Annotated in this window: 18 protein-coding genes and 1 tRNA gene; 14 read left to right on the top strand and 5 right to left on the bottom strand. The window is 74.7% G+C overall.

All coding sequences use genetic code 11. The annotated features are described in order from the left end of the window. The first annotated feature begins 2 nt into the window (after window positions 1-2). Both nudC and CK505_RS07260 read left to right on the top strand, forming a co-directional pair. Window positions 3-1,088 carry an NAD(+) diphosphatase gene (nudC, locus tag CK505_RS07265; RefSeq protein WP_255250903.1) on the top strand — a complete coding sequence of 362 codons (1,086 nt, stop codon included), beginning with the start codon at window positions 3-5 and terminating at the stop codon, window positions 1,086-1,088. Beyond that, window positions 1,082-2,914: an ATP-dependent helicase gene (locus tag CK505_RS07260; protein ID WP_017833443.1), complete on the top strand. Its 1,833-nt coding sequence runs from the start codon at window positions 1,082-1,084 to the stop codon at window positions 2,912-2,914. Before nudC ends, CK505_RS07260 begins: the two co-directional genes overlap by 7 nt. On the opposite strand, the gene CK505_RS07255 is transcribed toward CK505_RS07260, so the two are convergent. Beyond that, on the bottom strand, window positions 2,905-3,726 hold the full coding sequence (locus CK505_RS07255; RefSeq protein ID WP_176475300.1) for a ThiF family adenylyltransferase: 822 nt from the start codon (window positions 3,724-3,726) through the stop codon (window positions 2,905-2,907). The two genes, CK505_RS07260 and CK505_RS07255, sit on opposite strands and share 10 nt — an antisense overlap. A 163-nt stretch (window positions 3,727-3,889) precedes the next feature. Here CK505_RS07255 and CK505_RS07250 point away from each other — a divergent pair, with 163 nt between their 5' ends. Then, entirely contained in the window at window positions 3,890-4,459 is a 570-nt protein-coding gene (locus tag CK505_RS07250) for a M48 family metallopeptidase (protein WP_035927587.1), read from the top strand. On the opposite strand, the gene CK505_RS07245 is transcribed toward CK505_RS07250, so the two are convergent. Then, window positions 4,435-5,907, bottom strand: coding sequence for a zinc-dependent metalloprotease (locus CK505_RS07245; protein ID WP_095650629.1), 1,473 nt, complete (start codon window positions 5,905-5,907; stop codon window positions 4,435-4,437). The genes CK505_RS07250 and CK505_RS07245 overlap by 25 nt on opposite strands. Before the next feature lie 216 nt (window positions 5,908-6,123). Between CK505_RS07245 and CK505_RS07240 the strand changes: the two genes are divergently transcribed. The 3 genes from CK505_RS07240 (at window position 6,124) to CK505_RS07230 (ending at window position 10,471) form a co-directional block, all read left to right on the top strand. Then, window positions 6,124-7,203 (top strand): PDZ domain-containing protein, encoded by a 1,080-nt coding sequence (locus CK505_RS07240; protein ID WP_095650628.1) that lies wholly within the window; start codon window positions 6,124-6,126, stop codon window positions 7,201-7,203. A 157-nt stretch (window positions 7,204-7,360) separates the two neighbouring features. Then, window positions 7,361-10,348, top strand: a complete 2,988-nt coding sequence (locus tag CK505_RS07235; protein WP_031283016.1) for a UPF0182 family protein — start codon at window positions 7,361-7,363, stop codon at window positions 10,346-10,348. A gap of 46 nt (window positions 10,349-10,394) precedes the next feature. After that, window positions 10,395-10,471: transfer RNA gene (locus CK505_RS07230), tRNA-Met, on the top strand. Between the two features lie 121 nt (window positions 10,472-10,592). Here the strand turns inward: CK505_RS07230 and CK505_RS07225 are convergent. Both CK505_RS07225 and CK505_RS07220 read right to left on the bottom strand, forming a co-directional pair. After that, entirely contained in the window at window positions 10,593-11,336 is a 744-nt protein-coding gene (locus CK505_RS07225; protein WP_017833616.1) for a PspA/IM30 family protein, read from the bottom strand. A 157-nt stretch (window positions 11,337-11,493) separates the two neighbouring features. Then, window positions 11,494-13,548 carry a YgcG family protein gene (locus CK505_RS07220; RefSeq protein ID WP_095650646.1) on the bottom strand — a complete coding sequence of 685 codons (2,055 nt, stop codon included), beginning with the start codon at window positions 13,546-13,548 and terminating at the stop codon, window positions 11,494-11,496. Window positions 13,549-13,827: 279 nt separating this feature from the next. Between CK505_RS07220 and CK505_RS07215 the strand changes: the two genes are divergently transcribed. Next, a complete protein-coding gene (locus tag CK505_RS07215; protein ID WP_095650627.1) occupies window positions 13,828-15,303 on the top strand; it encodes a S1C family serine protease in 1,476 nt (491 codons plus the stop codon). 34 nt (window positions 15,304-15,337) lie between these two features. On the opposite strand, the gene CK505_RS07210 is transcribed toward CK505_RS07215, so the two are convergent. Further along, window positions 15,338-15,805 (bottom strand): tRNA (cytidine(34)-2'-O)-methyltransferase, encoded by a 468-nt coding sequence (locus CK505_RS07210; RefSeq protein WP_017833618.1) that lies wholly within the window; start codon window positions 15,803-15,805, stop codon window positions 15,338-15,340. Between the two features lie 58 nt (window positions 15,806-15,863). Here CK505_RS07210 and CK505_RS07205 point away from each other — a divergent pair, with 58 nt between their 5' ends. From CK505_RS07205 to CK505_RS07175, 7 genes are all read left to right on the top strand, one after another. Beyond that, window positions 15,864-17,069: a cysteine desulfurase family protein gene (locus CK505_RS07205; protein ID WP_095650626.1), complete on the top strand. Its 1,206-nt coding sequence runs from the start codon at window positions 15,864-15,866 to the stop codon at window positions 17,067-17,069. A gap of 160 nt (window positions 17,070-17,229) precedes the next feature. Then, window positions 17,230-18,432, top strand: a complete 1,203-nt coding sequence (mnmA, locus tag CK505_RS07200; RefSeq protein WP_095650625.1) for a tRNA 2-thiouridine(34) synthase MnmA — start codon at window positions 17,230-17,232, stop codon at window positions 18,430-18,432. A 10-nt stretch (window positions 18,433-18,442) separates the two neighbouring features. Further along, window positions 18,443-18,844: a chorismate mutase gene (locus CK505_RS07195; protein ID WP_017833621.1), complete on the top strand. Its 402-nt coding sequence runs from the start codon at window positions 18,443-18,445 to the stop codon at window positions 18,842-18,844. Further along, window positions 18,841-19,893, top strand: a complete 1,053-nt coding sequence (locus CK505_RS07190; RefSeq protein ID WP_017833622.1) for a hypothetical protein — start codon at window positions 18,841-18,843, stop codon at window positions 19,891-19,893. Before CK505_RS07195 ends, CK505_RS07190 begins: the two co-directional genes overlap by 4 nt. A gap of 184 nt (window positions 19,894-20,077) precedes the next feature. Next, complete coding sequence (gene mtrA / locus CK505_RS07185) at window positions 20,078-20,761, top strand: MtrAB system response regulator MtrA (protein ID WP_017833623.1); 684 nt, start codon at window positions 20,078-20,080, stop codon at window positions 20,759-20,761. Next, window positions 20,758-22,518, top strand: coding sequence for an MtrAB system histidine kinase MtrB (mtrB, locus tag CK505_RS07180; protein WP_095650624.1), 1,761 nt, complete (start codon window positions 20,758-20,760; stop codon window positions 22,516-22,518). The genes mtrA and mtrB overlap by 4 nt, the downstream gene beginning before the upstream one ends. Next, window positions 22,515-24,209, top strand: coding sequence for an LpqB family beta-propeller domain-containing protein (locus CK505_RS07175; protein ID WP_095650623.1), 1,695 nt, complete (start codon window positions 22,515-22,517; stop codon window positions 24,207-24,209). The genes mtrB and CK505_RS07175 overlap by 4 nt, the downstream gene beginning before the upstream one ends. Window positions 24,210-24,217 lie beyond the last annotated feature (8 nt).

The following is a 24,217-nucleotide window of genomic DNA, read 5'->3' as shown; positions in this document are numbered from 1 at the left end:
ACGTGCCCGCCTCCACCCCTTCCGAGCCCGTTTCCGGCTCCCGCCCCGTGCCCGCCCCCGAGCGTCTCTCGCCGGCCCGCCTGCCGTTGGCGGCGACGGCCTTCGACCGCGACGCCGTCGACCGTGAGCTCCACGACGTGCGCGTGCTCGCCGCGCAGGACCCCACCACGCTCGTGCTCGTGCTCGCGGGCGGTCTCGCCCCCGTGGCCGGGGACGCCCTGGTCCTGGTGCCCGCGGCCGAGCTCCCGGCCGTGCCCCACGACCCGCGCCGGCCGGAGGTCTACCTGGGCCGGCTGCCCGGCGCCGACGGGGCCCCCGGCCCCCGCGTCCTGCTGCGCGCCGTCGCCGCCCCCGAGCCCGGGAGAGAGGACGCCGCGGCGGAGCCCTTCGCGGTGCCCGAGCCCCTTGTGGCGGCCGTTACCGCGTTCGCCTCCGGCCGGCGCGGGGAGGAGCTGCGCTGGGCCGGCCTGCGGGAGCTCGGCCCGGTGCTCCCGACCCGGGACACCTCGCTGCTCGTCACCGCCCAGTCCGTGGGACTGTGGCACCGGGACCACCCCCGGTGCCCGCAGTGCGGGGAGCCCACCGAGGTGATCCGGTCCGGCTGGGCCCGGCGGTGCCCCAACGACGAGTCGCTGCACTTCCCGCGCACCGACCCCGCGATCATCGTGGCGGTCAGTGACGGCGACCCCGACCCCGACCGGGAGCGGCTGCTGCTCGGCCGCTCCGCGCTCTGGAAGGGCAACCGGTTCTCGACCCTCGCCGGGTTCGTGGAGCCGGGGGAGTCCCTGGAGCAGGCCGTGGTCCGCGAGGTCGCCGAGGAGGCGGGCCTGACCGTGGGGGACGTGCAGTACCTGGGCTCCCAGCCCTGGCCGTTCCCGCGCTCCCTGATGCTCGGCTGCCGCGCCGTGGTGCGCTCCGGCGCGGCCGTCCCGGACGGCCAGGAGATCCTGGAGCTGCGCTGGTTCACGCGGGCTCAGCTGCGGGAGGCGGCGCGCACCGGGTCCGTGACCCTGCCCGGGCGGGTCTCGATCGCGCACGCGCTCATCGCGCACTGGCTCGGCGAGGACCTGCCGGAGACCGCGTGGTGACCAGCAGCGAGACCGGCACGGACGTGGAGTCGACCCTCGAGGAGCGCATCCTCGCCGGCCTGGACCCCGAGCAGCGGGAGGTCGCGACCACGCTGCGCGGACCCGTGTGCGTGCTCGCGGGCGCCGGCACGGGCAAGACCCGGGCCATCACCCACCGGATCGCCTACGGCATCGCCACGGGCGTCTACACCCCGCAGAAGGTCCTGGCCCTGACGTTCACTGCCCGCGCCGCCAACGAGATGCGCAACCGGCTGCGCGAGCTCGGGGCCGCCGGGGTGCAGACGCGCACGTTCCACGCCGCGGCCCTGCGCCAGCTGCAGTACTTCTGGCCCCAGGCCGTGGGCGGGCCCCTGCCCGGGCTCGTGGAGCACAAGGCGCGGCTCATCACCGAGGCCGCGCAGAACATGCGCCTGTCCACGGACCGCGCGGCCGTGCGGGACCTCGCCGCCGAGATCGAGTGGGCCAAGGTCTCGATGCTGACCCCCGACACCTATCCGACGCGGGCGGCCGGGCGGGAGATGCCGCTGAACTACGACGTGCGCACGGTCCAGCGCCTGTACCAGTCCTACGAGGAGCTCAAGACCGACCGGCACCTGATCGACTTCGAGGACGTCCTGCTGCTCACGGTGGCCGTGCTCGAGGAGGACGAGCGCGTCGCCGCGACCGTGCGCGAGCAGTACCGGCACTTCGTGGTCGACGAGTACCAGGACGTCTCCCCGCTGCAGCAGCGTCTCCTCGACGCCTGGCTCGGGGGCCGGGACGACGTCTGCGTGGTGGGCGACGCCTCCCAGACGATCTACTCGTTCACCGGGGCCACCTCCCGGCACCTGCTCGAGTTCCCGGCCCGGCACCCGCAGGCGCGGGTGATCGAGCTCGTGCGCGACTACCGCTCCACCCCGCAGGTCGTGGAGACCGCCAATCGTCTGCTCGCGGCCCGCCGGCCGGCGCGGGGCTCGACCCCCGGCGCCTGGGCCACGCCGCTGCGCCTCGTGGCGCAGCGCCCGGACGGGCCGCCCCCGTCCTGGAACGAGTACGCGGACGACGAGGCCGAGGCGGCGGGGACCGCGGCGCGCATCCGGGACCTGGTCGACGACGGTGTGCCCGCGTCCGAGATCGCCGTCCTCTTCCGCACCAACGGGCAGTCGCAGGCCTTCGAGACCGCGCTCGCGGAGGCGGGCATCGGCTTCCAGCTGCGCGGCACGGAGCGGTTCTTCAACCGGCCGGAGGTCAAGCAGGCCGTGGTGCAGCTGCGCACGGCGGCGCGGGCCGCCGAGGCCTCGGACGAGCCCACGCGCCTGGTGCGCGACATCCTCTCCTCGCTGGGCTACTCGGACCGCGCGCCGCGCTCCACGGGCGCGGTGCGCGAGCGGTGGGAGTCGCTGGCCGCGCTGGTCTCCCTCGCGGACCGGATGGCCGCGGAGGCCGCCGCCCGCGAGGAGCAGTTCGTGCTCCCCGACTTCGCCGCGGAGCTCGAGCGGCGCATGGCCCAGCAGGACGCTCCCGTGATGAATGGGGTGACCCTGGCGTCCCTGCACTCGGCGAAGGGCCTCGAGTGGGACGCCGTGTTCCTGGCGGGCCTCAGCGAAGGGCTCATGCCGATCGGCTTCGCCGAGACCGCCGACGAGATCGACGAGGAGCGCCGGCTGCTCTACGTGGGCATCACCCGCGCCCGGGAGCACCTCGTGCTGTCCTGGACCCTGTCCCGCACCCCGGGCGGCCGGCCCACGCGCAAGCCCTCACGCTTCCTCGACGCCCTGCGGGAGACCGGCGGAGACCGCCCGGCCCCGCGCCGGTCCCGCCCGGGCGGCGCCCGCGCTCACGCCTGATCGAGCCCGCACAGGCACCGGCTCCGGTCCGGCTCCGGCCAGGACACCGCGTCCGGCCACGGCGGGGCGTAGAGGGCGGCGCGTCCCGCGCCGCCCTGCTCCCGGTGCCCGTGCCCCTCGGCTCCGGCGCCGCACAGCGAGTCCAGGGCCACCGCGAGCACCTCGACGGCCAGGCGGACCGCGACGGCCTCCGCGTGGGCCGCGCCCGCCCACGCCGCGAGGACGGCGGCGGGGCCGTGCGGCGCCGTGCGGGGCTGCGTGTGCTCGAGCGTCGCCCGCACGCAGTCCGGGCAGGGCCGGTGCGCCCAGGGCACGGTGGGCCAGCGCAGCAGGACCCCGTCGGCGTGGTGCAGCGACACCACCGGGTGGCGGGGGTCGATCCCCGCCCACGCCTCCGGTTCCACCGCTCCGGGCGGGAGCCGGCCGTCCGGGGCGGGCCGCCCGGAGCTGTGCACCACGACCGTGCCCGGCAGCAGCGCCCCGGGGAACAGCTCCGGCGCGCTGACGGGGGCGCACCGGGGGTCGAGCTCGCGCAGCCGCCGGCGCAGGGCCGCCTCGCGGGACCGGCCGACGTCCGCGGGCCGGTACGCGCCGGTCCCGAGGTCGGCGGCCGCGACGGGCGCGGTGTCGCTGACGTTGAGCCCGAGCACGCCGCAGCGCAGCAGGCGCACGGCCAGCGTCGCCGCGAGACCGTCCAGGCCCAGGAGCAGGACGTGCACCTCGTCCGGACGGGGCCGCTCGAGACAGGACAGGCGCAGTTCCGGGTCGTGCGGGGAACCCTGAGGAGGGCCGGGGAACGGAGTGGTGGGCACGGGACGCCTTCCGGGACGCGCGGGCGGGACGTCGTCACTCTCGCCCGGACCGTGCCCGCGGCGCGCCCGCCGGCGGGTCGTCCACAGTGCACGGCGGAGCTCCGTGCACATGGGCGCGGGCCGGCGTTTCGCGGCCCGTGCCCGCGGCGTGTTCAATGGCCCCATGCCCGTACCGTCACAGCCCGAGGTCGTCGTGCGCCGCTCCGCCCGCCGGCGCAAGACCGTGTCCGCCCACTGGAGCGAGGACACGGTGGTGCTCTCGGTCCCCCAGACGGCCACCCGGCGGGAGATCGAGCACTGGACCCGCGAGCTGGTGCCCCGGGTCGTGGAGCGCCGGCGCCGCGAGGCGGCCAAGGGCGCCGACCGGCGCTCCGACGACCATCTCCTGCAGCGCGCCCACGAGCTGTCGCGGCGACACCTCGACGGCCGGGCCCGGCCCTCGGACGTGCGGTGGTCCGGGCGGCAGCACACCCGGTGGGGCTCCGCGACGCCGGCCACCGGCGTCATCCGGATCTCGGCGCAGCTCCAGCAGGCCCCGGAGTGGGTGCTCGACTTCGTGCTGGTGCACGAGCTCGCGCACCTGCTCGAGGCCGACCACAGTCCCCGGTTCCGGGAGCTCGAGGCCCGCTACCCCCTCGCCGAGAAGGCCCGGGCGTTCCTGGACGGCGCCGCGTGGGCGCACCGGCACGCAGGACGCGCCGGCGCGGATCAGCGGGAGCCGTCCCCGTCCTGAGGCCCGTCGTCCTCCGGCCGCCCGGGACCGCCGTCCGCGCCGGGAGCAGGGTCCGTGGCCGGACCGCCGTCCGCGCCGGGCCCGCCGTCGGGGCCCTCGTAGCCGCCCGAGAGCAGCCGCTGGAGCGCGGCGTCGACCTCGTCCTCGGACGCGGTGAGCAGCCCGCGGCGCTCGGTGAAGCCCGCGGGGTCGTCCAGGTCCTCGTCGGTGGGCAGCAGCTCCGCGGCGTCCCACAGGCCGTCCCGGTCCTCCACCCCCCGGCGCTCGCCGACGTACTCCCAGAACTGCGCGGCCTCGCGCAGCCGGCGCGGGCGCAGCTCGAGCCCCACGAGGGAGCCGAACGCGTGCTCGGCGGGCCCGCCGGCGGCGCGGCGCCGCCGGACGGTCTCGGACAGGGCCTCCGCGGAGGGCAGGTTGGCGGTCGAGGCGACGGTGACCACGTGCACCCAGCCCTCCACGAGGGCGAGCACCGTCTCGAGCCGCTTGAGGGTGACCTCCTGGTCCGGGGTCTGCTGCGGGGCGAAGATCCCGGAGGACAGGGCCTCCTGCATGCTCGAGGGATCCATCGGGTCGATGTCCCGGGCGGCCTCCTCGATGCGGGACATGTCGATGTGGATCCCCGCGGAGAAGCGCTTGACGAGGTCCAGGATGTGCTGGCGCAGCCACGGGTTCGCCGCGAACAGCCGGACGTGCGCCGCCTCCCGCACGGCGACGTAGAGCATGATCTCCTGCGCGGGGATGTCCAGGCCCTCGCCGAAGGCCCTGATGCTGGCGGGCAGCAGCCCGGAGCGGCCCTCCGCGAGCGGGAGGCCGATGTCGGTGGAGCACAGCACCTCGCGGGACAGGCCGCCGATGGCCTGGCCCAGCTGGATCCCGAACAGCATCCCGCCGGCGCCCGCGAGCATCCCCGAGGCCCCGCCCATCATGGCGGACAGCTCGGGGGGCAGCTGCTGGGTGAGGGCGTCGGTGAGCGCCTTCGTCACGGACTCCGCGACCGGGCCCGTCATGTCCTTCCAGGTCTCCTGGGTGGCCTCGATCCACTCCGCGCGGGACCACGCCTGGGGCCGGATCGAGGTCTGGCCGAACTCGGTGTGGTCGGCCAGCCACAGCTCGGCGAGGCGCATCGCGTCCTCGACCGCGCCTCGCTGGGCGGGGGTCACCGACGGGTCGCCGTCGGCGGCGGCGATCTGCCGCGCGTGGTCGTGGGCGAGCTTCCAGTTGACCGGTCCCTCGGACGCCCCGGCGCCCATCATGGACTGGATCTGCTGGAACATCATCGACATCGCCTGGGGGTCCACCGGCACGCCGGCGCGCTGTAGGTCCTCCGGGCTCATCCCGCTCTGCCCCATGAGGCGCTCAAGCATCTCCTGGAAGGGGTCCTTGGGGCCGTCGCCGGAGTCGTCGCCCGGGGTGTTCCCGGGGCGGTCGTTGGGAGGCTGGGGAGTCATGGGTCCACCGTTCTTCGATCGGGTCGGGGGATCGGGCGGCACGGGCGCGCCCGACGTCTCTGCTCCCAGCGTAGCGAGCACCGGACGGGGCCGACCATGAGCCAACTCCCAGTTCGCTGGAAGCTCAGGGCCGGGTCGCGCGCGATAAGCTGGACCGTCCGGACCGTGCGGCCTCACAGCCTCCGGTCCCTCCGACGACGACGCCGAGGACCGCCCGTGACCGCATCCCCCCGCCCGCGCCGCGCCCTGCGCCGCCGCGGTCTCGAGTCCTGGGCGCTGCTGGGCTCCGCCGGGCTGCTGCTGGCCGGGGCGGTGCTGCCCGCCCCGTTCGTGATCGAGGCTCCCGGGCCCACGTTCAACACGGTGGGGGAGCACGACGGCCGGCAGCTGCTGGGGGTCTCCGGCGCCCCGACCTACCCGAGCGACTCCGTCCTGGACCTGACCACGGTCTACGTGACCGGCGGGCCCAACAAGAACGTCAACGTGCTCACTGTGCTCGGGTCCTGGCTGGACCCGTCCGCCTCCGTGGTGCCGGCCGACACCCTCTACCCCCGGGACGTGTCGGGGGAGGAGGCCGACCAGTACAGCATGGCGGCGATGAGCAGCTCGCAGGAGGACTCGGTCGCCGCCGCGCTGACGCACCTGGGCCATGACTTCAGCACCCGGCTCTCCGTGCAGGACACGGTCCCGGGCGGCCCCGCGGAGGGGGTGCTCGAGCACGGCGACGTCCTGCGCGGCGTGGACGGGGAGCCCGTTTCGTCGCTGCCGTCCCTCAAGTCGGCTCTCGACGCGGCGGGGGAGCGCGGCGTCACCCTGCAGGTCGAGCGGGCCGGGTCGCCGCGCGACGTCGAGGTGGACACCGTGCGCGACGAGGCGTCGGGGAACTGGCAGCTCGGTGTGTTCCTGCTGGCCGCCTACGACTTCCCGATCGACGTGGCGTTCGAGCTCGACGAGGTCGGCGGGCCCAGCGCGGGGCTGATGTTCGCGCTGGGGATCGTCGACGAGATGACCCCGGGCTCGATCGCCGGGGACCGGCACGTGGCCGGCACCGGCACCATCACCCCGGAGGGGGAGGTGGGGCCCATCGGCGGCATCCGGCAGAAGCTCGAGGGGGCCGCGGCGGCCGGGGCGGAGGTCTTCCTCGCCCCGGCGGACAACTGCGCCGAGGCGCAGGGCCACGTCCCCGAGGGGCTGACGGTCGTGTCCGTGCGCACCCTCGACGACGCCGTGGCCGCCGCCGAGGCCGCCGGGAGCGGCGGGGACCTCTCCGCGCTGCCGGGGTGCGCCGCCCGATGACGGGCGCCGTGTGCACGATTGCACCCCCGAGAAGCCCGCGGGCAGAATGGACGGGGTGCCCCGGCGACCCGCCGGCGGCGCTCCTCCTCGACGCAGGCCGCACCCCACGACTTCACGCACCACACCTGACGAACGACCCCGATTGCAGAGGTAACCAGTGACCGCCGGACCCACAGCCCCCCGACCACCGAGGCAGCAGCCAGCAGGACAGCGGCGGAAACGGGGTGCGCTGTGGCCGACGGTCGTGGTCGTCCTGGTCCTCGTGGCCGCCTTCGTGGGACTGACGCAGCTCTACACGGACGTGCTGTGGTACGACCAGCTGGGCTACCTCAGCGTGTTCGTCACCGAGAACGTCACGAAGATCGTGATCTTCGTGGTCGCCGCCGTGCTCGTGGCGGCGCTGATGTTCGCCAGCCTCTTCCTCGCCTACCGCAGCCGGCCCATCACGGCCGAGTCCATCGTGGACGACAACCTGCGCCGCTACCAGGAGGCCCTCGAGCCGGTCCGCAAGATCGTCATCGTGGTGGTGCCCGTGCTCTTCGGGCTCTTCGCGGCGAGCACGGCGATGACCCAGTGGGACACCGTGCTGCTGTTCCTCAACCAGGAGCCGTTCGGCCAGGAGGACCCGCAGTTCGGCCTCGACATCGGCTTCTACGTCTTCACCCTCCCGTTCCTGCGCTTCCTCATCGGGTTCCTGGTCTCGGCGATCCTGCTGGCCGGCGTGGCGGGGATCCTGATGCACTACGTCTACGGCGGCATCCGGATCACCGAGCGGGGGCTCAGCACCACCCGTGCGTCCCGTGTGCACCTGGGGGTGCTGGCCGCGCTGTTCCTGCTGCTCCAGGCCGCGAACTTCTGGCTGGACCGGTACTCCACGCTGCAGTCCACGTCCGGGACGTGGACCGGCGCGCTGTACACCGACGTCAACGCCGTGATCCCCACCAAGGCGATCCTGGCGGCGGCCGCGCTGATCGTCGCGATCCTGTTCGTCGTCGCGTCCTTCATCGGCCGCTGGCGGCTGCCGATCATCGGCACCGCCATGCTGCTCGTGGTCGCGGTGGTGGCAGGCGGGATCTACCCGTGGATCGTCCAGCGCTTCCAGGTCACGCCCACCGAGCAGGCCCTGGAGAGCCAGTACATCCAGCGCAACATCGACCTCACCCGGTCGGCCTACGGGCTGGACGCGGCCGAGGTCATGCCGTACGACGCCACCACGGAGACCGAGCAGGGCGCCCTGCGCCAGGACACCGAGACCACCTCGAACATCCGTCTGCTGGACCCCAACGTGGTCTCGGCGGCGTTCTCGCAGCTGCAGCAGTTCCGCCCCTACTACCAGTTCCCGGACACCCTCAACGTGGACCGCTACGAGATCGACGGCGAGGTCCAGGACACCGTCATCGCCACGCGTGAGCTGAACCCCGACCAGAACCAGGGGTGGTTCAACCAGCACGTGGTCTACACCCACGGCTACGGCGTGGTCGCCGCCTACGGCAACCGGGTCGAGGTGGACGGCAAGCCGCAGTTCATGCAGTCCGGCATCCCGTCCCGGGGCGTGATCTCGGACGACTATGAGCCGCGCATCTACTTCGGCGAGAACTCCCCGCTGTACTCCATCGTGGGCGGCGCCGAGGGCGACGAGCCCCTCGAGCTGGACCGCCCGCAGACGGCCGGCGACGAGGCCGGCGACGCCAAGACGACGTTCGCCGGCAACGGCGGGCCCAGCATCGGCAACTTCTTCAACCGGCTCGCCTACGGCATCAAGTTCCAGTCCTCGGACATGCTGCTCTCGGACGCCGTGCGCCCGGAGTCGCAGATCCTCTACGACCGGGACCCGCGCGAGCGGATCGAGAAGGTCGCCCCGTACCTGACGGTCGACGGCGCCCCGTACCCGGCCATCATCGACGGTCAGGTCCAGTGGATCGTGGACGCCTACACCACCTCGGACGCCTTCCCGTACTCGACGCCGTCGGTGCTGCAGGAGGCGACGCAGGACACGCAGACCGCCCAGGGCGCCGCGGCGGCCCTGCCGCCGGAGCGGGTCAACTACATCCGCAACTCGGTCAAGGCCACGGTCAACGCCTATGACGGCTCGGTGAACCTGTACGCGTGGGACGACCAGGACCCGGTGCTGAAGGCGTGGCAGAACGTCTTCCCGAGCACGCTCAAGCCCTACTCCGAGATGTCGGCGGAGCTCATGGCGCACGTGCGCTACCCGCAGGACATGTTCAAGGTCCAGCGGGAGCTGCTCAACCGCTACCACGTCACGGACTCCGGCAGCTTCTACCAGAACGACGACGTGTGGTCCGTGCCCAACGACCCGACGCAGGACTCGGACGTGGCGCTGCCCCCGTACTACCTGTCGATGCGGATGCCCGGTGAAGAGGAGGCCAACTTCTCGCTCACCACCTCCTTCATCCCGCAGCAGTCGGAGACGGGCAACACCCGCAACGTGATGTACGGGTACCTCTCCGCCAACTCCGACGCCGGCACCGGCGAGGACGGCGTGAAGAGCGACGAGTACGGGACGCTGCGCCTCCTGGAGCTGCCGCGCTCGTCCGTGGTGCCCGGCCCGGGCCAGGCGCAGAACCTGTTCAACTCGGACACCGACGTCTCCACGGAGCTGAACCTGCTCCGCCAGGGCGCCTCCGAGGTCATCAACGGCAACCTGCTCACCCTGCCCGCGGGCGGCGGCATGCTCTACGTGCAGCCCGTCTACGTCCAGTCCTCGGGCGACGCCGCGTACCCGACGCTGCGGCGCGTGCTCGTCGGCTTCGGCGAGGAGGTGGGCTTCGCGCCGACCCTCGAGGAGGCCCTCGACGAGGTCTTCCAGGGCGACTCCGGGGCCCAGACGTCGTCCGGTGCGGGCGTCGACGAGGCGGAGGCCGGGAGCCCGGACGGCGCCGGCGAGGACGGGGCCGAGGCCCCGGCCGGCGGCGCCAGCCTCGAGGACGCCCTCAGCGACGCCAACCAGGCGATCCAGGAGTCCGAGGAGGCCCTGCAGGACGGCGACTGGACGTCCTACGGCGAGGCCCAGCAGCGGCTGCAGGACGCCATCGAGCGGGCGCTCGAGGCGGACGGCGTCGTCGCCCCCGAGGCGGAGGGCGCCCTGGCCCCCGAGGAGCCGGCCGAGCAGCCCGCCGAGTAGCCGATTTGCGGGTCCACCCCGCGGCACGTATAGTCATACATGTCGCCGCGGGGTGGAGCAGTTCGGTAGCTCGCTGGGCTCATAACCCAGAGGTCGCAAGTTCAAATCTTGCCCCCGCAACCACAGAAGGCCCCCGGACCGTCACGGTCCGGGGGCCTTCGCCTTGCCCGGAGGACCCCGGGCGGGAAGGAGCCCCCACGGCCGCGGCCGTGGGGGCTCCTCCGTGCCCGGGGACGGGGCGGGGTCAGACCTCTTCGGAGGAGACGATCCGCTCGGCGTTGCGGGACTTCAGGGCGGCGAGCCGGGCCTCGATCTCCGACTGCTGGCCCAGGGACTCGAGGGACTCGAACTGCGCGTCCAGGGAGGACGCGGCGAGCTCCTGCTGGCCCAGGACACGGGCCTCCTCGCGGCGGATCTTGTCCTCGAAGCGGGAGACCTCGCTCGTCGGGTCGAGCACGTCGAAAGCCTTGAGCGCGTCCTGGACCTGCGACTGCGCCTGCGCGGTCTTCTGCCGGGCGTTGAGCTCGTCCCGCTTGTTGGACAGCTCCTGGAGCTTGCCCCGCATCTTGTTGAGCCCGTCCTTGAGCTTCTCCACGACCTGGGTCTGGGACTGGATCTGCGGTTCGGCGCCGCGCGCCTCCGTCTCGTACTGGATCTGGCGCTGGAGGGCGACCTTGGCGAGGTTGTCGAACTTCTCGGCCTCGGAGGACTTGCCGGCGCCCCGGTACTCCTCGGCCTTGTTCGAGGCCGCGAGGGCCTTGTTGCCCCACTCCTGGGACTCGCGCACGTCCTCCGCGTGGTCCTGCTCGAGCAGGCGCAGGCTGCCGATGGTCTGCGCGACGGCGGCCTCGGCCTCGCGGATGTTCTCGGTGTAGTCGCGGACCATCTGGTCCAGCATGAGCTGGGGGTCCTCGGCGGCGTCGATCATGCCGTTGATGTTGGCCTTCGCGAGCTGGGCGATGCGGCCGAAGATGGACTGCTTGATCATGGTTCCTTCTCTCCTCTGGTGCTTCCCGGGAGGGGCTCCCGGGATCGTGGGTCGGTCGGGGACGGTGGGTCGGTCAGGGGTCACGGGGCGGACGAGGGTCAGAGGGGCGGCGGTGCGCGGTGCCCGTCCGGCGGCGGCGGGCGCCCGTCGGCGCGGATCAGAAGCTTCCGCCGATGCCGCCGCCGAAGCCTCCGCCCCCGCCGCCGAACCCGCCGCCGAAGCTGCCGCCGAAGCCTCCGCCGCCACCGCCGAAGCCTCCGCCCCCGCCGTTGAGGATCGAGCCGAGGAGGATGCCGCCGAGCATCGCGCCGCCCAGACCGCTGTTGGAGCGGCCCCGGTGGCCGCCCATTCCCACGGGCGTGCCGAAGCCGCCGTAGGAGAAGGAGTCGACGTCCTGCTGGGCGATGTACTGGGCCTCGCCGGCGAGCCGGACGGCCTCGTTGGCGCAGGTCAGCGCCTCGGAGGGGTCCGACTTCCGGGCCTGCTGGGCGGCCTCCAGGTAGCGCTCGGCCTCCGCGAGGCGGGTGCGCGCCTCCGGGCCGACACCGCCGCGGCGGGCCCAGATGTACTCGCTCGCCGAGCTCAGCTGGGCCTGCGCGGAGACGAGGGTGTGGGCGAGGGTCTCCCGCGCGGAGCGGTCCCGGTCGTTCTGGGAGCGCACCGACGCGAGCCCCTTGTCGAGCTCGTCCTTGGCCACGGCCAGACGCCGGCTCAGGCCGAGCGGGTCGATCCGTCCCGCGCCCATCTGCTCCTCGACGGTGCGCAGGACGGCGCCGACGCCGGCGACGGCCCCGGCGAGCTCCGGGTTGGAGCCGCGCCGGACGAGGGCGTCCGCCTCGGCGACGTCCCGCTGGGCGATGGTCACGGCGTCCTTGAGGGACTCCTCGGCGTGGGCGAGCTCGGTGGCCGCGTGCTCCACGGCGTCGAGCAGGCCCCCGGCCTGCCCCACGCCCTCCTCGGCGGCGCGGATGTCCAGCACGGCGTCGCTCGTGCGCCCGGCGGCGAGGTCGGTGCGGGCCTCCTCCACGGCGGTGTCCACGAAGTCGAGCCGGTCCCGGGCCTGGTCGATGTTGTCCTTGACGGGGGCGAGCGCCGTGTCGTTGTAGCGGGCGGTGAGCTCCCGCAGCCGGGCGTCGGCCGTGCCGAAGCGGGGGCGCACGGCCTCGGCCTGGCGCCGCACCTCCTCGAGCGCCTGCGGGGCGCGGGACTCCAGTTGGCGCAGCGAGCTGAACGCCTCCTGGTGCTCCTGGAGCGGGCGCTGGGCGTCCTGGGAGCGGGCGATAATCTCGCCGAGCCAGGCGCGCTGCTGCTCCTCGGTGTCGGGGATGTGGTCCTCGAGCTGCTGCTGGAGGGCGAAGGAGGCCTGCATGTGCTTCTTGGCGTCCTGGACGGCGCGGCGGAACGGCTCGACCTGCTCGTCCCCGTACTGCAGCTGGGCGAAGGCCAGCTCCTGCTCGGAGTGCTGGATGGCGTTGTCGGTGGACACCAGCAGCTCCCCGGCCCGCTTGCGCAGCTCCGGCACCGGGACCTCCTGGTAGGGGCCGGCGGGACCCTGCGGAGCGCCCCGGCCGCCGGGCCCGCCCTGCGGGGCGGACCCCTGCTGCCGGCGCTTCTTGTTGCGGGAGGCCATGCCGTAGACGGCGAGCCCGCCGAGGCCGAGCGCCCCGAGACCGAGCAGGCCGAAGCCCGCGCCGCCCCCGTCCGAGCTCTCCCCGGTCCCGGCGGGGGCGCCGGAGAGCTCGGTCTCGATGCCCTCGACGGCCCCCTCGACCGCGCCGTCCCAGTCGTCGGCCGCGAGCGCCGGGGTGATGAACTGCCGGTTGATGCGCTCCTGCTGCTCGGTGCTGAGGGGCCCCGTGGAGTACGCGGAGAAGCGCTGCTGCCGGTCCTCCGTGGCGACGACCAGCACCGCGTCCGAGCTGCCGAGCCCGTTGAGCTCGGCGAACTCCTGCAGCCACTCGTCGGGATCCGAGGGGTCGGTGAAGGTGTCGACGAACACGGCGGTGAGGGTGATCCCCTCCTGGGTGGCGAGCTCGCGCACGTCCGCGGCCAGCGCGGAGGGATCCTCCAGCACCCCGGACTCGTCGACGATCCGCTCGCCCGGGGGCACGTCGACGGGCGGCTGGGCGAGAGCCGCTCCCGCGGGTACGAACAGGGCGAGCGTCAGGCCGCAGCCGGCGGCGGTCCGGCGGGCAATGGGGCGCCAGTGCATGATCTCCCTCACGTGGTCGGTGCTCCCGATTCTAGGGCGAGGGCGTCACGGCGTGGCGATCGGCGCCGGACCTACGCGCAGGGCGAAACCACAAGGCGGCTGATGACCTGCGGGCGGGCCCCGGCGGTCCCCGGCCGCCGTCCGGGCGGCGCCCGGGGAACGGCCAGGGCTCTCAGCGTCGTCTCAGTGCGGACGTGGATACTTGGGGACAGAGCCGCCCGTGCCACCCCGTCCGCACCGGGGACCGCCGGGCCCGTCCGTTTCCAGGAGGAGACCCCCATGTCCGAGCCCCGCGACCCACGGTACGGTGCCGATCCACAGCTCACGCAGCCCCTCCCGCCCGTCTACGGCCGTCCGGCCCACGACCCGTGGGCGTCCGGCGCCGAGCAGGACGCGCGCGCCGGCCACGGGGCACCGCAGGCCGGCGGCCATGACGCGGGCCCCTACGCCGGGGCGTGGCAGGGCGCCGGGGACCCCGCCGCCCGGCACCCGTGGGGGAACGGCACCGGGAGCGGCACCGGGGGCCGCCGGGAGCGGCGGCGCTTCTCGGGGGGATCGCTCGTGACGGGCATGGTCCTGGCCGCACTGGTGGGGGCGGGGGCGGCCGTCGGGACGGACGCCCTGCTGGACGGCGGCGGCGCGGCACCGGCGGCGGGCGGGTCGACGTCCAGCTCGGTCATCGTCAACGACCAGGACGAGGTGAACGCGGTCACCGCGGCGGCCGTGAAGGCGTCCCCGTCCGTGGTGACGATCTCCGCGTCCGGCGGCGGTCAGAACGGCTCCGGCTCGGGGGTGATCATCGACGACGAGGGCCACATCCTCACCAACACGCACGTGGTGACCCTCGACGGGACCACGAGCAGCCCCTCCCTCGAGGTGCAGCTCGACGACGGCAGGGTGCTGCCGGCCGAGGTGGTCGGCACCGACCCGCTGTCCGACCTCGCGGTGCTCAAGGTCGACGCCCAGGGGCTGACCCCGGCGACCCTGGGCTCCCTGGACGACGTGAACGTGGGCGACACGGCCATCGCGATCGGCGCGCCGCTGGGCCTCGCGGGCACGGTGACCGACGGGATCGTCTCCACCCTCAACCGGACCATCACGGTGGCCTCCTCCGCCGCGCCGTCCACGCCGTCGGAGGGCGACGGCGAGGGCGAGGAGCAGGGCGGCGGCAACGACTTCTTCTTCAACTTCCCCGACGAGGACGGCGGCTCCGGCGGCCGCTCGCAGGGATCCTCGCCGTCGGTGTTCCTCAACGTGATCCAGACCGACGCGGCCATCAACCCCGGCAACTCCGGCGGGCCGCTGATCGACACGGACGGCGAGGTGATCGGGATCAACGTGGCCATCGCCTCGGCCGGTTCTGGCACGGAGGCCGGCAACATCGGCGTGGGCTTCTCGATCCCCGTCGACACCGCCCAGCGGGTGGCCGTGGAGATCATCAACAACGGCCGGGCCACGCACGGCTACCTCGGTACGAGCGTGAGCGCCGCCCCGGGCGCGGACGGCCGGAGCCGGGCCTTCTCCGACGGCGCCGCGGTGGAGCAGGTCGTGCCCGGCTCGCCGGCCGACGAGGCCGGACTGGAGGTGGGCGACGTGATCACGGAGTTCGACGGCCACCGCATCCAGGACGCGAGCTCCCTGACGGCGGCCGTGCGTGAGCTGCCCGCCGGTGGGACCGGGACGATGACGTTCGTGCGGGACGGCGAGGAGCGCACCGCGGACGTGACGGTCGGGGACGCCGAGGAGCAGCAGTGAGCGGCGGGCCCCAGCGGGCGGCCGGTCGCCGGGGCTAGCTCCCGGCGCCCGCGAAGCCCAACTGGCGCCAGGCCTCGTAGACGGCGATGGACGCCGAGTTCGCGAGGTTCAGCGACCTCCGGGCCGGCAGCATGGGGATGCGGACCCGCGCGGTGACGTGCGGGTCAGCCTTCACCGCGGCGGGCAGGCCCACCGACTCGGGTCCGAACAGCAGCACGTCCCCGGGGCGGTAGGCCACGTCCGTGTGCGAGACCTCGCCGTCGGTGGTGAACGCCCAGACCCGTTCCGGGGCCAGGGCGGCCCAGGCCGCGTCCAGGTCCGGGTGGACGGTCAGCACCGCGAGGTCGTGGTAGTCGAGGCCGGCCCGGCGCAGGTGCGCGGAGCCGAAGTCGAAGCCCAGCGGCTCCACGAGGTGCAGCTCGGCCCCGGTGACCGCGGCGAGGCGGATCGCGTTGCCGGTGTTGCCCGGGATCTCGGGGGTGTGGAAGAGGATGCGGAGCATGGCCGCCAGTCTACGGACGCCGGACGCACGCCCGGGCCGGGGCCCTAGACTGGAGTCCGTGCCGCACGAGCCCGTCTACCTCGACCACGCCGCCACCGCGCCCCTCCGGCCCTCCGCGCTCGCCGCGGTCGCCGAGCAGCTGGCCCGCGGCGGCAACCCGTCCTCGCTGCACCGCCCCGGCCGCGCGGCGCGCGCCGTCGTCGAGCAGGCCCGCGAGGACGTCGCCGCGGCCCTGGGCGCGGAGCCCGTCGAGGTGGTCTTCACCTCCGGGGGCACCGAGGCCGACAACCTGGCCGTCCAGGGCCTGTACCGGCACCGGCGGGAGCAGGACCCCCGCCGCCGCCGCGTCCTCGTCTCCGCGGTGGAGCACGCCGCGGTGTCCGACACCGTCGAGTGGCTGGCCGCCCACGAGGGCGCCGAGGCCGTCTGGCTGCCCGTCGACGCGGCCGGCCGCGTGGACCCGGCCGCCGTGCGGGAGGAACTGGCCCGCGACCCGGGCGCCACCGCGCTGCTGGCCGTCATGTGGGCCAACAACGAGGTGGGCACCGTCCAGCCCGTCGCGGAGATCGCCGCCCTCGCGGAGGAGTTCGGGGTCCCCTTCCACTGCGACGCCGTGCAGGCCTTCGGCGCGCTGCCCGTCGACGCGCACCTGCCGGGGCTCACCACGCTGGCCGTCTCGGCCCACAAGGTGGGCGGACCGGTGGGTGCCGGGGCCCTCGTGGCCGGGCGCACGGTGGGGCTGGCGCCCGTCCAGCACGGGGGCGGGCAGGAGCGCACGGTGCGCTCCGGCACCCTCGACGCCGCCGCGCTCGCCGGCTTCGGGGTTGCGGCCCGTGAGGCCGCCGCGGAGCGGGAGACCGAGCAGGAGCGGCTCGCGGGCCTGCGCGACCGGCTGGTTGAGGGCGTGCGCCGGATCGTGCCGGACGCCGTGCTGCGCGGACCGGAGGACCGGGAGCACACGGGCGCCCGGCTGCCCGGCAACGCCCACTTCACCTTCCCCGGGTGCGAGGGCGACTCCCTCCTGTTCCTGCTGGACGGCGCCGGGATCGCCTCCTCCACCGGCTCGGCCTGCCACGCCGGGGTGCCCCGCGCGTCCTCCGTGCTGCTGGCCATGGGCCTGGACGAGGCCACCGCGCGCGGTGCGCAGCGCTTCAGCCTGGGCCGCACGAGCACGGGCGCCGACGTCGACGCCCTGCTCGCCGCGCTGCCCGAGGTCCACCGGCGGGCGCTGCGCGCCGGGCTCTCCGGCGCGGCGCCCGTCTGAGCCAGCAACGGTCGACCCCGCGCCGGTCCGATCCCGCGCCGGTCCGATCCCGCACCGGCGGGGCCCGCGGGACCCGCCCCGCCGCGGCCCGGGAATACCGGCCGGCCGCGCCCCGTTGACGCCACGGACCACGACCCCGACCCCTGGAGACGATCTCACCGTGCGAGTACTGGCAGCCATGAGCGGCGGCGTCGACTCGGCCGTGGCGGCGGCCCGCGCCGTCGACGCCGGCCACGACGTGACGGGCGTGCACCTGGCCCTCTCGCGCACGCCCGGCACCCTGCGCACCGGTTCCCGGGGCTGCTGCACGATCGAGGACTCCCGGGACGCCTGGCGCGCCGCCGACGTCCTGGGCATCCCGTACTACGTGTGGGACTTCTCCGAGCGCTTCCAGGCCGACGTCGTCGACGACTTCGTCGCGGAGTACGCGGCCGGACGCACGCCCAACCCGTGCCTGCGGTGCAACGAGAAGATCAAGTTCGCCGCCCTGCTCGAGAAGGCCCTCGCCCTGGGCTTCGACGCCGTGTGCACCGGGCACTACGCCAAGGTGGTCGAGGACCCCGCCGGCGGCCGGGAGCTGCACCGCGCGGCGGACTGGGCGAAGGACCAGTCCTACGTCCTCGGCGTCCTCACGGCCGAGCAGCTCGAGCACGTGCTGCTCCCGCTGGCCGACACCCCGTCCAAGGCCGAGGTGCGGGCCGAGGCCGCCCGCCGCGGGCTGTCCGTGGCGAGCAAGCCCGACTCCCACGACATCTGCTTCATCCCCGACGGCGACACCCGCGGCTGGCTCGCGGAGCGCATCGAGATGACCGAGGGCGAGATCAAGGACGTCGAGGGCAACGTGGTCGGCACCCACTCCGGCGCCAACGCGTTCACGGTGGGCCAGCGCAAGGGCCTGCGCATCGGCACCCCGGCCCCCGACGGCAAGCCGCGCTTCGTCCTGGAGATCCGGCCGCGGACCAACGAGGTCGTGGTGGGCCCGCAGGCGATGCTGGCGGTCGACGAGCTGCGCGGGATCCGCCCCTCCTGGGCCGGGGCGCCCGTGCCCGAGGCGGCGCCGCTCCTGCGGCCCGGGGCCGCGGCCGGGGCGGCGTCGGCCCCGTTCCCCGTCCTCGCCCAGGTCCGGGCGCACGGGGACCCCGTCCCCGCCCGGGCCCATCTCGAGCTCGTCGAGGGGGACGGCGGCCCGCTGCCCGAGCTCGTGGTCCGGCTCGATGAGCCGATGCGCGGCGTGGCCCCCGGACAGTCGGTCGTGCTCTACCAGGGCACCCGGGTCCTCGGCCAGGCCACGGTCGACCGCGCCCACTCGCTGGCCCGCCCCGACGTCCCGGGTGGTGCGGGCCGGCCCGATCCCGCCCGATAGACTGGCGGCCATGACCGCACCGCATCCCCACGCCTCCGCCGACGTCCGGGCCCACCAGGACTTCGACGCCACCGCGTCCTCGCTCCAGGAGCAGGCCGACCCCCGCGTGCTCGCCGAGCTGCAGTCCATCCGCGGCACCATCGACAACATCGACGCGGCCCTGGTGCACCTGCTCGCCGAGCGGTTCAAGGCGACCCAGCGCGTCGGCGTCCTCAAGGCGACCCACGGCCTGCCCGCCGGCGACCCGGACCGCGAGGCCGCCCAGATCGGCCGCCTCCGGGCGCTCGCGGCCTCCGCACAGCTCGACCCCGAGTTCGCGGAGAAGTTCCTGAACTTCATCATCAGCGAGGTCATCCGCCACCACGTGGCCCTCTCCGAGGACCACCGGCGGCAGGACGACGACCGCCCGTGACCCGCAGCGCCCCGCCCGGCCCCCGGCGCACCGACCCCGACGTCCCCGGCGTCGTGGGCACGGCCCTCGGCGCGATGCCGGGCACGGACGTCGTCGAGTCCGTCACGCTGCTGCGCGGCGAGCTCGGGGCCCCGCACATCTCGTTCCTGCCCGTCCTGCCCGCCCGCGGTGCGGCCGCCGACCCCGTGGCCCGCACCGCCGCGGTGCTCGACGACCTGTACGCGGACCGGCAGCCCCACGGGCTGCGCGTCTCCGGGGTGCCCGGCAAGGACTCCCGGTCCGCCCGGGCGCTGCTGGCCGGCGACGTCAACGTGCTCGCCGACGTGATCGGCGCCGAGAGCGGCCCCGACGACGCCCCGGTCAAGACCCAGCTCGTCGGCCCGCTCAGCCTGGCCGCCCGGCTCCACCTGCACGCGGGGGAGCGGGCGCTCAAGGACCACGGCGCCCGCCGCGACATCGCGGACTCCCTGGCCTCCGGCGTCCTCGAGCACGTCCGCGCGGTGCGCGCCGCGGCCCCCGGTCGGGACGTCCTCGTCCAGCTGGACGAGCCCGAGCTCGCCCGGGTGCTCGCGGGCGGCCTGCCCACGATGAGCGGCTACCGGACGCTGCGCGCGGTCCCCGCCGCGGAGGCACGGCGCTCGCTCACCGCCGTCGTCGAGGCCTGCCGGTCGGCCGGCGCCGCCGGCGTCACCCTGCGGCTGCCGCCCGGGGTCGACCCCCGGCTCGCCCGGGAGACCGGCGCGGACGCCGTGCAGGTCCCGGCCCCCGCCGGCACCGTCCACGACTGGGAGCCGCTCGCCGCGCTCGTCGAGGACGGCATGCAGCTGTGGCTGGGCCTCGTCCCCGCGGCCGGCGGCACGGCCCGCGCCCTCGCCGCGGACGTGTGGTCCGTGTGGCGGGACCTCGGGCTGCCCGCCGCCGCCCTCGACCGGGTCCGGATCACACCGCGCGAGGAGCTCGACGCCCTGGGCCCCGCCGAGCTGCGCGAGGTCCTCGCGCGGGTCACCGGAACCGCCTCCGCGCTGGCCCGGACCGCCGCCGACGCGTGAGCCCGTCCCACCCGGTGGACCGACACACTCCGCGCCGAGGTGCGGGGCGGGCCGCAATCGGCCACAATGCAGGTGGACCCCGGTCCACCACGACGCCCAGGACACCCTGGCCACGACGCCCCGGACGCCCCGGGCCACGGCGGCCCCCGCCCCGGCGGGCCCGCCCCACACCACCGGAGAGGCGATGAACGCGCGAATACTGGTCGTCGACGACGACGCCGCCCTGTCGGAGATGATCGGGATCGTCCTGACCGCGGAGGGCTTCGAGCCCGTCTTCTGCTACGACGGTGCCACCGCCGTGGACACCTTCCGGGCCGTGCGCCCGGACCTGCTGCTGCTCGACCTCATGCTCCCGGGCAAGGACGGCATCCAGGTCTGCCGCGAGATCCGCACGATCTCCGACGTCCCGGTCGTCATGCTCACCGCCAAGTCGGACACCGTCGACGTGGTCCGCGGTCTGGAGGCCGGGGCCGACGACTACGTGCCCAAGCCCTTCAAGCCCGCTGAGCTCGTGGCCCGGGTCAAGGCCCGGCTGCGCCCCGTGGAGCGCGCCAACTCGCAGGAGCTGCGGATCGGCGACCTCACCATCGACGTGAGCGGGCACAGCGTGCACCGCGGGGACCACGAGATCGGTCTCACCCCGCTCGAGTTCGACCTGCTCACCGCCCTGGCGCGCGCACCGCACCAGGTGTTCTCGCGCGAGATGCTGCTCCGCGACGTCTGGGGCTACCAGCACGCCGCCGACACGCGGCTCGTCAACGTCCACGTGCAGCGGCTGCGCTCCAAGATCGAGCGGGATCCGGAGAGCCCCGAGATCGTGGTCACCGTGCGCGGAGTCGGCTACAAGGCGGGCACGTCCGCCCGATGACCCCGCCGGACGCCGCCGCCTCCTCCCGGCGCCGCGGGCCGGCCGGCGCCGCGACCCGGCGGCTGCGGCTGGGGCGGCTCCTGCTGGCCCGCCGGTGGCGGCAGTCCCTGCAGTTCCGGGCCATCGCCGTGTCCCTCTCCCTGACCGCGCTGGCCTTCTTCGTCACGGGCAGCTTCCTCTCCCACCAGATCGCGGACCGGCTGTTCTCGGAACGGCTGGACCAGGTCCTCGCCTCGGCCACCGCGGACTTCGAGCAGGTGCAGGCCAGCTTCGACGCCTCGGACGCCTCCGACCGCGACGAGCTGCAGGCGCTCGTGGCCTCGACCCTCGGCTCGCTCTCGGTCGACGGCGCGGAGACGGAGCGCTGGATCCTGCTCCCGATGGACTTCACGAGCGGGCAGACCCTCATCCCGGCGCAGAGCCAGAGCCCCTGGATGACCTCGAGCACCGTGCCGCCGGAGCTGCAGGAGCGGCTCGCGGAGCAGGACGGCGTGTTCTGGCAGCCCGCCTCGGTCCGGGTCACGGAGAACGGGGAGGAGGCCCCCGTCATCGTCGTCGGCACGGTGGTGGACCTCTACCAGAACAGCCGCTACGGGCTCTACCTCGTCTACGACTTCTCCGAGCCGCAGCGCACCCTCGACGCGATGCACGCGGTGCTGCTGCTGTCGGTGGTCGTCCTGCTGCTGCTCGTGGGCGCGATCGTCTGGTACGTCACCCGCGAAGTGGTCCGCCCCGTGTCCAGCACCGCCCGCGTGGCCGAGCAGCTCGCGGACGGCGACCTGGGCGTGCGGATGCCCGTCAGCGGCTCGCACGAGGTCGCCCGTCTCGCCCGGTCCTTCAACCGCATGGCGGACAGCCTGCAGGACCAGATCACCCAGCTCGAGCAGCTCTCCTCGATGCAGCAGACCTTCGTCTCGGACGTCTCCCACGAGCTGCGCACCCCGCTGACCACGGTGCGGATGGCGGCCGAGGTGCTCTTCAACGCCCGCGAGGACTTCGACCCCGTCAACCGGCGCTCCGCCGAGCTGCTCTACCACCAGGTGGACCGCTTCGACGCCCTGCTGGCCGACCTGCTGGAGATCTCCCGCTTCGACGCGGGGGCGGCGCGGCTCGAGGTGGCCAGCGTCGAGCTGTTCTCGGTCGTGCACGACGTCGTGGAGGCCGCCGCCCCGCTCGCCGTCTCGTCCGGCTCCACGGTGCGGGTGCGCTCGGAGCTGTCCCGCTGCACCGTCCAGGGGGACCAGCGGCGGATCGAGCGGATCCTGCGCAACCTCGTGGTCAACGCCCTCGAGCACGGGGAGGGCCGGCCCATCGACATCGTGGTGGGGGCCTCCGAGGTGGCCGCGGCGGTGGCGGTGCGCGACCACGGCATCGGGATGACCGAGGAGGAGGCCGCCAAGGCGTTCAACCGCTTCTGGCGCGCTGACCCGGCCCGGGCCCGCACGACCGGCGGGACGGGGCTGGGCCTCGCGATCGCCACCGAGGACACGCGGCTGCACGGCGGGCGGCTCGACGTCTGGGGCGCCCCGGGGGAGGGCGCGTGCTTCCGGCTCACCCTGCCCCGGACCCGCGGACGGCGGCTCGTGCCCGACGACGAGAGCCCGCTCGGTCTGCCGCCCGACGCCGACGCGTACCCGGAGACCGCGGTGGTGACCAGGACGGGGACCCTGGCCCTGGCCTCCGCGGCCGCGGCCGCGGCGGAGCCGGCGCCCCCCGCCGCGGCCCAGCCGACCGACGTCGAGGAGGACCGGTCATGAGCAGGACCCGGCGGCCGACCCGCACGGCAGCACTGGCCCTGGCCGCGGCCGTGGCGCTCGGCGGCTGCGGAGCCATTCCCCGGACGGGACCCGTGCACCGGCACGCGGAGCCCACCCGGTCCGCGGTCCAGCCGAGCTACGACGTCGAGCCGGCCGGCCCCCGCGAGGGCGCGACGCCGGAGCAGATCGTGCGGGGCTTCCTCGCGGCCGGGACGGGCGTGGCCGACGACTACTCCGTGGCCCGCGAGTACCTCACCCCCGAGCTCGCGGGCACCTGGCACCCCGACGCGCGCACCCTCGTGCACCGGGGCGACGCCGTGCCCGTGCCCCGGCTCGAGGACAACGAGTACCGGGTGAACCTCGAGGTGGACAGCGTGGTGGACGGCAGCGGCGTGATCGAGCGCAAGCCGGCGGGCGCCACCGAGGTGCTCGACTTCGACGTGGTCCAGGTGGACGGCCAGTGGCGGATCTCCGACGCCCCCGACGCCACGGCGCTCACCCCGGCCGACTTCGAGGACATCTTCGAGCCCCACCACCTCTACTTCGCGGACGAGGACCTGTCCAACGTGGTGGTCGACCCCCGCTGGTTCCCGGACCGGGTGCCCGTCTCGACGTCGATCGTGCGGGCCCTGCTCGGCGGCCCCGCGCCCTACCTCCGGGGGGCCGTGACCTCGGCGTTCCCGCCGGGCACCACGCTCGCCCGCTCGGCGGTGCCCGTGCGGGACGGCACCGCCACGGTGGAGCTCAGCGTGCCCGAGTTCGACCCGGCGAACATCGAGATCAACCGCCGGATGCACGACCAGCTCGCGCTGAGCCTCCGGTCGCTGACCGCGGTGAACGACGTGGAGCTGCTCGTCGAGGGGGCGCCCGTGGAGCTGGGCGCGGGGTGGACGGACGCCGCGCCCGTCCAGGACGTCACCGTCCCGTCCCGCCAGGTCGGGCTGCGCGAGGGCGACCTCGTGTTCTACCAGGGCGGCCAGACCGAGAACGTGGACGGGATCCCGCCGCTGGACGGCCACCACCCGTCCAGCCCCGCGATGGACGCCGCCGCCGAGCACTTCGCGTTCGTGGACACGGGCACCGGCTCGCTCGTGACCGTGGCGCGGGAGGAGGAGCCCGTGGAGCAGTTCAGCGGGACCGGCCTGACCCGACCGAGCTTCGACGAGCACGGGTGGGTGTGGACCGGGGACTCCGCCGGGACCGTCCGGGCCGTGCGCGCCGTCCCGGGCGCCGGGAGCCCGGTCCGCGTCGAGGCATCGTGGCTCGCCGCGCGGACCGTGACGTCCCTGCGGGTCTCGCGCGGGGGCACCCGGGCGCTCGTCGTCACCGAGGACGAAGGGGTCTCCCAGATCTGGCTGACCGGTGTGGTGCGCGAGCCAGACGGCACGCCCCGCCGGCTCAACGAGCCGTTCCGGGTGGCCGCGGACGTCGACGCGGACGCGGCCCTGTGGCTCAGCGACCGCGAGTTCGTCGCGGCCCCGCTCGGCGGCACCGGCTCCGTCCGGCCCCGCGTCTACGACGTGTCCGGGCGCTTCCGCGAGCTGCCCGGCATCGAGGGCCTCACCGGGCTCAGCGGGGGCAACGGCACGTCCTCCGTCTACGCCGTGGCCGGCGGCACGCTGCACATGCTCACCGGCAACGCCTGGGCGCCGCAGAGCGAGGACGTCCTGGACACGGCGTTCGCCGGCTGACCACCCGC

Source organism: Kocuria sp. WN036, from assembly GCF_002287015.1.
Lineage (GTDB): Bacteria > Actinomycetota > Actinomycetes > Actinomycetales > Micrococcaceae > Kocuria > Kocuria rosea.
The sequence above is the reverse complement of the archived record's forward strand: the minus strand, read 5'-3'. Positions and strand labels throughout refer to the sequence as shown.